This window comes from Candidatus Poribacteria bacterium, from assembly GCA_021295715.1.
Lineage (GTDB): Bacteria > Poribacteria > WGA-4E > WGA-4E > WGA-3G > WGA-3G.
On record JAGWBV010000064.1, the window covers coordinates 16,233 to 29,337 of the forward strand.

The 13,105-nt window shown below is 49.6% G+C and carries 10 protein-coding genes and 2 pseudogenes; 9 read left to right on the top strand and 3 right to left on the bottom strand.

The genetic code is table 11. The features are described 5' to 3' along the window. Window positions 1-68 precede the first annotated feature (68 nt). The 6 genes and pseudogenes from J4G07_15805 to J4G07_15830 all read left to right on the top strand — a co-directional run bounded on the left by J4G07_15805 (window position 69) and on the right by J4G07_15830 (window position 7,660). Entirely contained in the window at window positions 69-1,961 is a 1,893-nt protein-coding gene (locus J4G07_15805) for a histidinol-phosphate transaminase (GenBank protein MCE2415456.1), read from the top strand. Window positions 1,962-2,046: 85 nt separating this feature from the next. Continuing rightward, window positions 2,047-3,151 (top strand): annotated as a pseudogene (ispG, locus tag J4G07_15810) (flavodoxin-dependent (E)-4-hydroxy-3-methylbut-2-enyl-diphosphate synthase). Window positions 3,152-3,157: 6 nt separating this feature from the next. Beyond that, a complete protein-coding gene (locus J4G07_15815) occupies window positions 3,158-4,678 on the top strand; it encodes a glycosyltransferase family 39 protein (GenBank protein MCE2415457.1) in 1,521 nt (506 codons plus the stop codon). A 157-nt stretch (window positions 4,679-4,835) separates the two neighbouring features. After that, a complete protein-coding gene (locus tag J4G07_15820) occupies window positions 4,836-5,906 on the top strand; it encodes a glycosyltransferase (GenBank protein ID MCE2415458.1) in 1,071 nt (356 codons plus the stop codon). A gap of 44 nt (window positions 5,907-5,950) precedes the next feature. Further along, complete coding sequence (locus tag J4G07_15825) at window positions 5,951-6,862, top strand: polysaccharide deacetylase family protein (protein MCE2415459.1); 912 nt, start codon at window positions 5,951-5,953, stop codon at window positions 6,860-6,862. 114 nt (window positions 6,863-6,976) lie between these two features. Beyond that, the gene (locus tag J4G07_15830; protein ID MCE2415460.1) at window positions 6,977-7,660 is read left to right on the top strand and encodes a class I SAM-dependent methyltransferase; all 684 of its coding nucleotides are present in this window, start codon (window positions 6,977-6,979) and stop codon (window positions 7,658-7,660) included. Here J4G07_15830 and J4G07_15835 read toward each other — a convergent pair. Next, entirely contained in the window at window positions 7,609-8,451 is an 843-nt protein-coding gene (locus J4G07_15835) for an undecaprenyl-diphosphate phosphatase (protein MCE2415461.1), read from the bottom strand. The genes J4G07_15830 and J4G07_15835 overlap by 52 nt on opposite strands. 225 nt (window positions 8,452-8,676) lie before the next feature. Between J4G07_15835 and J4G07_15840 the strand changes: the two genes are divergently transcribed. The 3 genes from J4G07_15840 to J4G07_15850 all read left to right on the top strand — a co-directional run bounded on the left by J4G07_15840 (window position 8,677) and on the right by J4G07_15850 (window position 12,031). Continuing rightward, window positions 8,677-9,453: a LamG domain-containing protein gene (locus J4G07_15840; protein ID MCE2415462.1), complete on the top strand. Its 777-nt coding sequence runs from the start codon at window positions 8,677-8,679 to the stop codon at window positions 9,451-9,453. 101 nt (window positions 9,454-9,554) lie between these two features. Next, window positions 9,555-9,959, top strand: a complete 405-nt coding sequence (locus J4G07_15845) for a hypothetical protein (GenBank protein MCE2415463.1) — start codon at window positions 9,555-9,557, stop codon at window positions 9,957-9,959. A gap of 155 nt (window positions 9,960-10,114) precedes the next feature. Next, the gene (locus tag J4G07_15850) at window positions 10,115-12,031 is read left to right on the top strand and encodes a BatA and WFA domain-containing protein (GenBank protein MCE2415464.1); all 1,917 of its coding nucleotides are present in this window, start codon (window positions 10,115-10,117) and stop codon (window positions 12,029-12,031) included. 80 nt (window positions 12,032-12,111) lie between these two features. On the opposite strand, the pseudogene J4G07_15855 reads toward J4G07_15850, so the two are convergent. After that, window positions 12,112-12,336: pseudogene (locus J4G07_15855) on the bottom strand (thiol reductase thioredoxin). A 6-nt stretch (window positions 12,337-12,342) separates the two neighbouring features. Next, window positions 12,343-13,105 (bottom strand): hypothetical protein (locus tag J4G07_15860; protein ID MCE2415465.1); only part of this gene is annotated, 763 nt, incomplete at its 5' end.

Here is a 13,105-nt window from a genome sequence, read left to right on the forward strand (position 1 = left end):
GCATTACCGCTTGGTAATGTGTCTGCCTCCCACTCAACAGGGGATAAATACCTGATACCTGATAGTCCATGAGATTAACATTTATATATCCTGTGTATCCGACACAGGCAGAAGAAAGAATATTAGAAAAGTGGTTGGTACACCTTTGCGACCTTCAGAACTCCGCTCGCCACGATAGACTCGTTGCGTATGAGACGGAAGGTGCTTTTGTGTCGCTCTCTGACCAACAAACCCTTCTCAGGGTCGCGCGCGAGACGTATAACGACTTCCGTGAGGTTCCCCAAGATTTTCAAAACCATGCGCTCCGCAGAAACGACAAAGCGTTTACAGCTTTCCGTAAACGTTGTAAAGAAAACGCTGCGAAAAAAGGTTACCCTCGCTATAAAAAGCGTGTGCGTTCTCTGACGTGGAGTCTTCGCAAATATACCCATGCGTCTTGGAGCACCTTCTTTCAGTGGTGTGCCGACATAGCCGAAAGAGACGGTCTGCACTTCCACCAAGTTGACCCGAAGAATACCTCGCAAACCTGCTCTGCTTGTGGTCAGAAGTCGCAAAAGAAACTCTCTCTTGCGATACGAACCTTTAATTCTCAGTCTTGTGGAACTTCGTTAGACCGAGACCATAACGCTGCATTAAACATACTTTTTAGGGCGGAAACCTGCGCCCATCGTGGAGAGCGTTGGGTTACCGACCTCTATGAAGGGACCTACAAAACGCAAAACAGTTATTGCTTTTTGCTACAGGAACAAGTCTTTAGGCTTGGGTACATTGACAAAAGAAGATGGTGTGCTATAATAGAATTGTATTTGGGCGTGTGCGGTGGACGCGCCTGCAGTCATAGGGATAAGAGAATTGAGAAGCGAAGCGTTATGCTAAAACCGAAACCCAGCATTGACACGATTCAACCCTATCAGGGCGGTAAACCGATTGAAGAGGTCCGGCGCGAACTCGGCATTACCGATATTATCAAACTGGCATCCAACGAAAATCCGTTAGGCCCCTCGCCGTTAGCGATGCAGGCGATCTCAGAGAGTGCGACACAGGTGCATTTCTATCCTGACGGTAACGCCTACTACCTTAAAGAGGATCTCGCAGCGTCCCTCGGAATTTCTGCTGAACATCTGATCTTAGGAAACGGGTCGAACGATGTGTTGCAACTCGTCGCCGAAGCGTATGTCGCACCCGGTGATGAGGTCATCTATGCAGCTGGAGCATTCGTTGTCTATAGTGTCGTGACGAGGTTGTGCAGTGCAACAGCGGTCGTCGTGCCGATGGTAGCGCATACACACGACCTCTCTGCCATGGCAGCGGCGATTACCGATAAGACGAAGGTCATCTTTGTTGCGAATCCGAACAATCCTACCGGCACGATGGTCACAGCGGATGAGACAGTGGCGTTCATGGAACGGGTGCCCGACCATGTGTTGGTCGTTTTTGACGAAGCCTATTATGAGTACGTTGACCGTTCAGACTATCCACAGACGCTCCCGTATGTGTTAGAGGGACGAAACTTCATTATTACTCGCACTTTTTCCAAGATTTACGGGCTGGCTGGGTTACGCATCGGATACGGCATCGCACCACCTCCGTTGATTGAGACGTTAAATCGGGTTCGCCAACCTTTCAATTGCAGCTTAGTTGGGCAGGCAGCGGCGCGAGCCGCACTCAAGGATACCCCACACGTTACGACGAGTCGAGAACAGAACGCTATCGGGAAAGCCTTTCTCTACGGCGCATTTGACAATATGGGACTCCGTTATGTCAAAAGCGAGGGGAATTTCATTATGTTGCACCTCGAACAATCGGGGACGGATATCGCCGAGGCACTTCTGAAAGAGGGAGTCATTGTGCGTCCGATTACAGGCTACGGCTATCCGAATGCGGTGCGTGTAACGATCGGCACACAACAGGAAAACGAAAAATTTATTGACGCATTGACAAAATGTAAAGATTTAAAATAATCCATGTAGGGGCAGGTCTTGTGCCTGCCCACTGATAGGTCAGGTCTTGTGCCTGCCCACGCATTGCTGACAACCATTAAAAAATATGAAAGAACTAATACAAATCAGTAACAAACGCCTGACGCGGCAAATTACGGTAGGGAACGTCCCGATCGGCGGTGGAAGTCCCATCTCCATCCAGACAATGACGACGACGCTGACGCGCGATGTCGATGCCACATTGGCACAGGTGGAACGGTGTGCAGAGGCGGGGGCACAGATTGTCCGTGTTGCTGTCCCAGAAGAACCCGACGCGAAGGCACTCGGTGCCCTTGTGAAACGTGCCTCAGTCCCGATAGTCTCGGATATCCATTTCAACTACCGATACGCACTCGATGCAGTAGACGCGGGGGTGGCGAAGGTTCGCATCAATCCGGGGAACATCGGTAGTGAAGAACGGATTGCTGAGGTCCTGTCTGCAGCGAAAGCGGCGAATATCCCCATCCGTATCGGGGTCAACGAGGGATCGCTTGAACGGGATCTCTTAGAGAAATATCCATCGCCGACAGCAGAAGCGTTGGTAGAGAGTGCAATGCGGCACGTCAAGATTTGTGAAGAACACGATTTCACGGACATCGCTATCTCCGTTAAATCGAGCGATCCGCTTCGGATGATAGAAGCGAACCGTCAGTTTGCAGCGAAAGTCCCATATCCTTTACATCTCGGTGTGACGGAAGCCGGTACAATCGACCCTCGGTATTGGAACGCTTTTGATGGAAGGGATCGGGGACACCATCCGCATCTCGATTACCGGCGACCCAGAGGAGGAGGTTTTGACTGCTAAAGAACTCCTTCGGGCATTGGGGATGGCGGATGATATGCTGGATGTTGTTTCCTGTCCGTTCTGCGGGCGCGGCGACCCTGCAGCAGACTATGAAAACATTGTCGCTGTCGCTGAGGAGCTTTTAGAGAAACACGGCATCAAAATCCCTGTCGCTGTGATGGGGTGTGAGGTGAACGGTCCCGGTGAGACCCGCAACGCTGAAGTCGGTATCCATTTGGGAGGCAAGGAGCTTGCGGTTCTAAAGGTTCGCGGTGAACGGGTACGCACCTTCCGAGGGAAAGACGAGGTCAACCCGGAGTTTTTGGCAAATGCGTTGTTAGAAGCAGCACAACAGTTAGAGACATCACAAACCGATAAATCCATGTAGGGAAAAATGAAGAATTTTTGGCAGTATATCCGAAAAGTGACTCGATTGATTCCTGTCCAGATTGGGTTGCTCGCGCTATTTTTCTGCGTTTACCATCTATTCCTGTATTACAGCATGCGCGAGATGTCTATCAATCTGGGGGCAGTGCGGTTTGAAAGACACATTTTGCCCCTTTATGCCGAACCGAGTTTCGACTTGAGTTTGTGGGTATTGCCTGCCCTCCTGGTGTGTATCGGTTTTCTATATCTTTGCCACAGATACCTGCTCTCCGGCGCGGACAGCCGTCGATTAATCTGGATAGCGATTGCTTGCTTCATTGCCATTAACGTTAGTGTTGCCCAAATTGATGGCTACCGAGAGTTAGAGCGGGATGGTGAGACAGAACGCGTCTTAACGTTATTAGAACCCTATACGCGGACTTCGTTGGAGTATTACGGCGATGTGCCGCGGGTTGACGAACTCGGAATCCGCAGGTTTCTCAGGGATTATAGTAAACCAGAAGTGTTTGACACACTTTCAGGACACTCGCGCACCCATCCGCCGGGCGGTGTGCTTTTCTTATGGCATGTTAGCGGACTCTTCGGTTACAATCTCATATCGGCATCGTTAGTTACAATTATCTTCACTGCGATCACAGTTATAATCATCTATCGTCTCGGCGATCATCTCTACGGAGAAAAGGTGGGCCGGTACGCACTTCTCCTTTTTCTCATCACCCCCAACTTCGTGATGTTCACTGGCACGTCAATGGACGGTCCCTTCAGCGTCTTCCCAATCTTGAGCGTTTACCTGTTTTATAAAGCACGAAATCAGGAAACCATATCAGACCAAAATTGGTATGAATTCCGTCCTTATAGTTTGCTAACGGGGCTTGCGCTTGCGCTTGGGATGTTCATGACGTATTCAACGGTCGTTGTGGGGGTCTTTTTGTGTGTTGTCGCCTTACTGGAACGGAAGCAATTCGTGCAGTATCTGAAAGTCTTGCTGTTCGCGACTTTGGGATTTGTTGGATTTTATCTGTTACTTTTTGTCCTGACGGGTTTCGATCCGATTGAGGCTCTCTGGGCAGCTATCAAGAAAGATGAGATGGGGATGGGGACGGGGTATGAGAGCATTGAGCGTTATTTCCATCTGAGTTTCGCCAATCTGTTTGCGTTCCTCATCGGCGTGGGACTACCAATAACGACTGTCTGGCTACGGCAGATCTTTGTTACGGTGAAAGAATGGCGGCAGAATGCTCGCTCATCTGAACAGGAGAGCAGCGGAACGCCTATCCCTTGGATATTCCGTCATGATGAAGCGTTAGACACGTTCGTCATCGGTTTCCTCATCACGCTCCTCTACTTCACATTCTCGACGCTGTTTACGATGGAGGTCGAGCGGATATGGATTTTCATGGTGCCGTTTTTCGTGATTCCGGTCGCTAAACACCTCGCGGCGCGTCACGTGTCGGATCTCTATTGGGTTGCCGGTATCCTCGCTGCGCAACTGATCGTGTCGGAAGTCCTGCTCTACACGTATTGGTAGGAAGTGGCAGTCAGTAGGTTCAAAACCGTTAGCCCGTAAGCGTAGCGGAGGGCGGATTTGAGGGACGCACGTCAAAGTTGAGACGTCCGTTGTTTCCCCGCAAGGTAAAATTAAAAATCCGCAAGGTAAAATTAAAATTCTTTATGTCATTGATTCCATGGCAAAGGATGGTGCCGAATCCCAGCTGCTCAAAACGTTGGATCGGTTGCCACCGGAGCAGTATGAAGCGTCAGTTGTGTTGAGTCGTACCGAAGGCGAACGCGTCAGGGAACTTGCAGCACTGCCCTGTGTGCGGGAAGTCGCAACGCTTGCAGGTGAAAGTAGACGCGTGCGGTTGCTCGAGAAGGCGTTTGCACTCGGTGGCATTATCAACGCTTTTGAACCCGACATCGTGCATAGCTGGTTGTGGTATTCTAATTTCCTCTGCGGACTCTCCCGTAAATTCGGACTGTGGCGACAGATTCCGTTTATCGCTTCACAACGCGGCGACTACCATGCGAGATACAGGAAATTTCGGCTCTGGCTCACAGAAAAACTCATCTACAACGCCGCCGATGTCCTTCTGACGAACGCAGCACAGATCCAACGGCATCTCCACCAGCGGTATCCAGACAAAAAAATTTTTAGCATCCCTAATCTATTGGAGTTACCCACCGAGACGTGGACACAACCACGCGCCGGGCGTTCCAATGAGAAGTTAATCGTATGCGTCGGACGGTTCGCACCCGAAAAAGGGCATCGGTACCTGGTTGAGGCGTTGAACGTATTGAACCGCGAAGAGGTCGCATGGCGATGCACATTTCTCGGTGAGGGTGAGCTGGAGGCAGAACTCCAAGCACGCACAGCGGAATACGGGCTATCGGAGTGGGTAACGTTCCCGGGGTTTTGTGAGGATGTTTTTTCTCTGCTCCTGACAGCGGAAGTTTTTGTGCTTCCGTCGCTACACGAAAGTTCACCGAACGCCTTAATCGAAGCCATGGGGATCGGGATGCCGTGTATTGCCTCGGATGTGGGGGGCATCGTGGATCTGATAGAAGATGGGAAGAACGGTATCCGAGTTCCATCACAGGATCCGATAGCTTTAGCAGCGGCACTACATCGGGTGCTGACAGACCCTGACTTTGCAAGCGAATTAGGGAGGAATGCCCGCCTGTCTATCCAGCAGAAGTTTGACAGTGCAGCGTCTATTCGGAAATTGGAAGAAATTTATGTAGGAGTTCTCAGTTGATGGCTTTTAACTCTGAAAACTGAAAACTGAAAACTATAAAATAGATGCGTAATTTTCTTAAAAATGTCATAGCAACTTTTGTTTGTCTATCGGGTATGCCATTTCTCATTCGAGAGTGGCTGTGTCGGCATAGGGTTGCTATCCTCTTGTATCACGACCCAAAATCTGCGGTTTTCGAGAAACATATCGCCTATCTCTCGCGCCATTACACGCTTATCTCACTGGATACCCTTGTCTCGGCTCTCCATCGAAAGGATTTCTCAGAGATCCCCCCGAAAAGCGTTGTGATTACAATCGACGACGGACACGCTGGCAATATCGCACTCCTACCGATTTTTAAACAATACAGCATTCGTCCAACGCTCTACGTTTGCACACAGATTATTGATACACACCGACATTTCTGGTTCAAGATAGAGGGACACTCCAAAGCAGAGAAGGAGAGGCTGAAAAGACTCCCGAACGCAGAGCGGTTGACGCACCTCAAGGAGATCGCTGACTTTGAACCTGAAAAGGTGTATCCAGACAGACAGGCACTCACCATCGCAGAAATGAAAGAGATGGCGGAGAACGTTGACTTTCAACCGCATACCCGATTCCATCCGATCCTGCCACGCTGTGCGGAGACGGAGTGTAGACAAGAAGTCCTTGAGAGCAAAACGGATTTGGAAGCGTTTTTGGGGATTACGTGTTCTCATTTCAGTTATCCAAATGGCGATTATACCGAACGTGAGGTTGAGATGGTGAAAGCGAGTGGTTTCCGTTCGGCACGCACGACGGATATAGGATGGAACTCGTTGGATACACCACTGTATCAATTGAAGGCTGTTCCGATTACCGATGACGCTGGACTGACCCTCTTCCGTTCGGAACTCACAACGATTCCGCAACGACTTAGTAGATGGATGAATTCTTTATTATATGGCAGTCAGCAATCAGTAAGAGAGTCTTCTTAAACGAAAACCTCTTACCTGACTGCTGAAAGGGTTTTCGTAGAAAACCCGACCCGACGGCTGACCGCCAAATACCTGACGGCTAATTTGCTGATTGCTATCACAGGGAGATGTCGCGTGACAGAGTGGCACCGTGCTTACATCCAGAACGCTTACCGCGAATTAGAAAACGGCACAACGCGAAATCAACTCCATACTTTGAACATCAACGCTACCGGTAAAAGGGTGTTAGATGTCGGGTGTGGACCGGGGAATCTTCTTGTTGCGCTCTCCACTGATACGCCAGAACTCCTTGTCGGTGTCGATGTGGACGCGGTTTTCTTGGCGACCGGACGTTCTCGAATTGAGGCTCTAATAGAGCCGTCTTCCGTAGATCCGCTTTTGCTTCATGCCTCGCTTCCGATCCTACCGTTCGCAGACGAAACCTTTGATCTCGTTACCTGCTTTCTCGTTATGCCGCATGTTCCTGATGACACAACCGCATTAACTGAACTGGCGCGGGTCTTGAAACCCGGTGGAACCCTCGCGATTTCTGGGCACGGCATGGGGTTTCCACTCAGGTATCTCAAACGTTTCAAACTCAAGCCGTTACAGATGTATCTCGCGAGTCTGATTTATGGATGCACTGGAAAAAAGTGGATTCGGAACACACTGCAGAACGATAAAATGATCTGTGACATCTTAGCGCGTATCGGTGTGGTGCCAGAAATGCGGCACTCTAACAAAAAGGTGCTTGGATGCGTTGCGACTTACTGGATTAAGGCGATTAAGAGTGAGGTGAGTCCTAAAGCGACACAGTAATAGGAAAAGATCGAGAATTTCCCTCGGTTGAGTATCACCAGGAGGAACCGCAGCGCCATATAGCCGACAATAAACGAGGCAAGCATCCCAGATCCGACAATGTAAAGCGGTATTGTGGTGTCTCCGACATCTCGGATTTTGAGCGCAACCGCACCGAGTATCGCAGGAATTGAGAGTAGAAACGAGTATTCGGCGGCGGTTTTAGCGGGAATCCCCAGGAATAGTGCCAGCGAGATTGTTGTACCGGAACGGGAGATGCCGGGTGTAATTGCACAACCTTGCGCGATGCCAATAAGCGGCGCATGCCACGTCTTTAGATCTTCCGTAGATGCGTCCGGAGAATCCGGTTTCTCTCTGCGGAGTCGCGGGAGTTGGAGTATAACACCGGTGAGGATTAACATGACGCTCACGATACGGACTTCGTCGAAAAAAGACTCTAATTGCGTCTTGAACACCACTGCAATAATGCCCGTCGGGATGGAACCGATGAATATCAGCCATATAAACTTGAGTTCTGCTGATGTGTTGAGCATTGACTTCGGGGGGTTCCGCCAAAATTGGGTATCCGCGACCGCAGAAAGTCCACCTACCACTAACCTCCCTATCGCATCACGATACGCGACGAGAACAGCGGCTAATGTACCGACGTGGAGCATCACATCAAAAAAGACGAGGGGTTCCTTGAGTCCGAGGAATTGCTGTGCCAAGACGAGGTGTCCTGAGCTACTGACGGGTAGGAATTCTGTTAAACCTTGTAAAATCCCGAGAAGAATCGCTTCAAGAAATGTCATGTGGTTATTGTAGCACTTAAAACGTTGGCTTTCAATGCTAAATTTTCGCACAATTGCTGAAATGCAGAAGCAGCCTGCAACATCGGCGCAGGCGGATTTAAGAGAGTAACGTTAATGTCGAAACGCACGTTATTCCTCCGCAAGGTAAAATTAAAAGTATAATGTGTTGACGCTGTTCCAGATTTGTGTTAAAATTCTTGTTAAAATGCTGAAGGAGGCACAAGGATGCGTAGAAATCTATTCCTGTTGGGGCTTACGGCGATCTGTGTATTTGCGGTAAGTCTCTCGTATGCTATTGAGGAAGGGGACATCCTCGTCTATTACTCTTTTGACAAGTTGAGTGGTGATAAAGTCCCCGATGATTCCGGCAACGGTAATGACGCAGTATTGGCTGGAAAGGGTTCCCTCGTTGATGGGGCATTCAATAAAGCTATCCATCTGAACGGTGGGGTCGTTGTAATGGAACAGAATGACTTTATCGTTCCAATCGGTGAGAAGACAGAGATTACAATGGAAGCATGGTTTTTCCTGAACCAGCACGCTGCGTATGATGGGATCATCTCGATTGAAGCCGCTGCCGGTGGATGTTGTGAATTCCGGACGATGGTGAACCCCGGTTTCAACCCGTTTTGGGATGCTGGGCATCACGCCGACAAAAGTCTTGGCAACTTCAAATTTGAATTGAAAGAGTGGTACCACTACGTTTTGGTTGCCGATGGGAAAGATGGCAAAATCTATGTCAACGGTAAATTTATCGGTGAGCAACCAGAAAACTTTAAGTGGCCCAAGTTCAAAGAAGCAGCAATTTACATCGGGGCAGGCGAGAATCCGAACCTACACAAAGTCGAGGACGCAATTATAGATGAAGTCGTCATCTACGCCAAGGCGTTGACTGAAGAAGAGGTGCGAGAATCAATGGAACTGAGTGTGCCAGTGGTGCTTGCTGTTGATGCCCGCGATAAATTGGCGGTGACGTGGGGAGAATTGAAAACCGATTTCTAACGTAACTTGTAGGGCGAGGCACTTCTACCTCAGCGGAAGCATGCCATCATGATGAGCGTGATCGCATGACTTCCGAAGCCCTACACCCATTCGGAGGTGCTATGAAGTTAGGATTCTTATCAAAAATTTTTGAAGGTGCGCTGAGTATTGAAAAAACATATAACCAATGTGATCAGGCACTGAGTGAACTAAAAGCCTATAACGAAAAACGCAAAGAGGCGGGTTTTCAGATCTCAACTGAGGAAAAAGAGGCATTAGACGAGGTTGTCAACACGGCTATTACAAATGCTACCCGTATCATTGATAAAGAAGGTGAACGGAATTGGCCCGGTGTGTTTCGGGAAATGCACGCGAATTTGGCACACCTCTATTTGGAACTTGACGAACACGATAAAGTTCGAGAGGAGTGTGAACGCCTCCAAGGCTATGGCGAAGCCGGTAGGCTGGATGCCGATGAGGTGCTGGAGAGCCTCAAGGAGAAAGAGGAAGGCGAGAGCACGTCTTAACAGCAAGTTTTAATAGTTTTCGGTTCGCCCGCTGCGCAGGCTTTCAGTTATTAGTTTTCAATGAAGAGGTGTTTTTGCTTGGGGGTTTCCCTTGTTTAATAAAACCCTCTTGTAACCGACAACTGACAACTGACAACTGACAACTAATTTAAAAAATGCAATTCCTAAACCCCGCCGCGTTTTATCTACTCGGTATTATTCCAATCGTGCTGGCTCTTCACTTCCTGAAATTACGCCGCCACACCCGCCTCGTTCCCAGCATTATGTTTTGGCTCTCCACCGACGAAGACCGGAGAGCAAATATCCCTTTCCAACGACTCCGGAACTTACTCCTCCCACTCCTACAGGTGCTGTTTCTGTTGCTCCTTGTATGCAGCGTCGCGCGTCCCGCCCTGCGTAGACCCGGATTCATGCCCGGTAAAGCAATCCTCATCGTTGATAATTCGGCGAGTATGTCGTCAAAGGAGATGGGAGAAACCCGACTCACACTCGCAAAACAGGCAGCGCAGCAGTATGTTAAAGAGGTCGCCGCGAGGGGTGGGATGATGCTCATGGTGACGAATTCCCCTGAAACCTACATCCAACAGGCTTTTACAACGGATACCTCGAAACTCCATCAAGCGATAGAAAGTATTGCTGAGACACATACCCCGCGAAATCTACGTCCCATCTTTGATGCCGCAACACGCTATGCGGATTCGCCACAGGATAAGATTGTCTTTATCAGTGATACATTTGAAAACCTACCGGATGTATCGCTACCGGTGCAGGAAATCGGCGTCGGTGGAGATGCAGAGAATGTCGGTATCGTTCGGTTCAGCGTTGAAATGTTAGCCGATCGTTACGAAGTCCTCATCGGCATTCAGAATTTTACGGATACACCGAGGGAAATCGACGTTCAATTGGCGGTGGAGACTGTTCCGCTTGATGATAGAACGGTGTCTGTTCCGTCCGACGCGACCAGATCGGTACTGTTTTCAGGGGATCCGAGCGGTTTAGAGGGAAAGATTCTTAGCGGTCACCTCGGTGTGGATGACGACTTTCCGCTTGATAACAGTGCATGGGCACTTCTCTCGCCTGTTCCCTCACTGCGGATTTCGCTTGTGAGCGACAATCGAAGATCGTTGTTACCCGAACTATTGAAGTCTTATGGTGATAACGTGCAACTACATTTGGTTAATCCAGTGGACTATCACGGCACTGGTGATGCGGATGTCGCAATTTTCGAGGGTGACACGCTCGCCGGACGCGAGGCTTTCGGACGCTCCATATTATATGAAGCGTCCGAAATTGCCTCTGGAACGGCTTTGGTCTTCATAGCTCCTGGTGACAATTTCCCTTTCATTCGAGAAGATGCATCGATTGTTGAAACCGAGAGGACACCTGTGCGCGTTATCAAAGAGGATGTGAATCACCCGCTCATGGAGAATGTATCGCTGCAGGGATTACAAGTGAGTGAGTCTACACACCGAGTGTTGCCACTCTGGGGGCATTCGCTTGTTGAAACGGAGAAAGGCGCATTGATATGGAGCGGTAGCAGATTGGGCACTCGGCTCCTTGTTTTTGAGTTCGATGCGTTTAACCCCGAAATCTCTAACTTTGCACTGACGATTCCCGAAGTCCCACAATTTATCTATCAGTGTTTAGCGTGGTTTGAAGCCGGAACTGCTCCGCTCCAACCCCTCCAATCTCAGAAAAGTCGGACTCGGCATGCCTTCCGAACTGGAGAAGTGGTGAACGTCGCTTTGACACGTGAGGGACGCACGCTGCACGTGCAGAAACCGGATGGAACGGCGGTTAGAGTGGACAGTCCGATATACGACGAGACAGATCAGATTGGGGTCTACACCCTTTTCGAGGACGATACACAGCTTGAGCGGTTCACGGTCAATTTGCTGAACCCTACGGAATCTGCGCTGTCCTATTCTCCAACAGTCCAGATTACAGAGCCTTCAGTGGATGTAGTGGCTGGATTACAACCGATGGCGCAGGAGATATGGCGTTGGTTCGCGCTTGCGGCGTTCCTGCTTCTCATGTTGGAGTGGTGGTTCTACCATCGGAGTAGCGTGTAATAGGAAATAGAAACGGGCGGATACAGAGAACCGCCCGTGGATTTAGTGATATTCAACTTAATGGTTACGACTTCACTCAATTAATTGATCGCACTCAGAATTGTCTGAAGCAGTTGGGCTTTTGGTTTCACTCCTCCTAAACGACCTACAACCTTTCCATCTTGGAACACAATATAAGTCGGATGTGCCCTAACCTGATATTTTCCGGTTGTTTGTCGACTCTGCGCGACATTCATTTTCGCGACAACAAACGTGTTCCTGTTCTCTAAAGCAATTTCGGCGACAACTGGCGCCATCTGTTTACAGAACGGTCAGCCGTCCTTTACAAACTCAACCACGACAGGTATTTCGGAGTTGAGCACAAGGGAGTTAAACGTCGCATCGGTGACTGCAAAAGGAATACCGGAGGTTTTACTGGCAGTGGTAAACCGAAGGTTGATGTCGGTTGAGTTGCCCGCAGCGTCCTCGACTTTCCCAGCAATGATGTATGTTATCTCGTTATTAAGTGCTTTGCCTTTGACGAGTTCAAGTGTCCCTTTCTTACCATCAACTTTGCCGAGCCAACCCGCGTCAACACCTGCTACCGTTCGCAGTGCAATATTACCGGTTACCTCTTCGCTGAATTCAACTTCGATCCGTCCGCTGCTGTTCAGTGCATCGGGGTCAACGTCCTTATCACCGGCATTGACGGTTCCACTGGTAATTTCGGGGGCTTCGGTGTCTGGGACTTCGACGGTATAAGTGAGCGTTTGGCTCCCATCTGCCCAAGTGACGGTCAGTGCAAGTGCGCCTGGGTCGAACGGACCCGTGATTCGCACCCGTTTGCCAATAGTTGTGGCATCACCTGTACTCACTGTAACATCCTCTGGTGTGTTGTCAAAGGTGAGGGTGATGGTATCGTCGACGGCAATTTCCGATCGAATGACTGGGGTTACGCTAACAAACGCTGCGGGGGTTTTGATGGTATAGTTGAGCGTCTGGCTCCCATCTGCCCAAGTGATTGTAAGTGCGAGTGCGCCTGGGTCGAAGGGACCTGAGATTTCGACAGTTTTGTCAGTGACTGTAGCATCACCT

What these genes read in the sequence shown, in the direction of transcription:
- J4G07_15805 (MCE2415456.1), top strand. Translation starts at nt 69, where the DNA reads ATGAGATTAACATTTATATATCCTGTGTATCCGACACAGGCAGAAGAA.
- J4G07_15815 (MCE2415457.1), top strand. Translation starts at nt 3,158, where the DNA reads ATGAAGAATTTTTGGCAGTATATCCGAAAAGTGACTCGATTGATTCCT.
- J4G07_15820 (MCE2415458.1), top strand. Translation starts at nt 4,836, where the DNA reads ATGGCAAAGGATGGTGCCGAATCCCAGCTGCTCAAAACGTTGGATCGG.
- J4G07_15825 (MCE2415459.1), top strand. Translation starts at nt 5,951, where the DNA reads ATGCGTAATTTTCTTAAAAATGTCATAGCAACTTTTGTTTGTCTATCG.
- J4G07_15835 (MCE2415461.1), bottom strand. Translation starts at nt 8,451, where the DNA reads ATGACATTTCTTGAAGCGATTCTTCTCGGGATTTTACAAGGTTTAACA.
- J4G07_15840 (MCE2415462.1), top strand. Translation starts at nt 8,677, where the DNA reads ATGCGTAGAAATCTATTCCTGTTGGGGCTTACGGCGATCTGTGTATTT.
- J4G07_15845 (MCE2415463.1), top strand. Translation starts at nt 9,555, where the DNA reads ATGAAGTTAGGATTCTTATCAAAAATTTTTGAAGGTGCGCTGAGTATT.
- J4G07_15850 (MCE2415464.1), top strand. Translation starts at nt 10,115, where the DNA reads ATGCAATTCCTAAACCCCGCCGCGTTTTATCTACTCGGTATTATTCCA.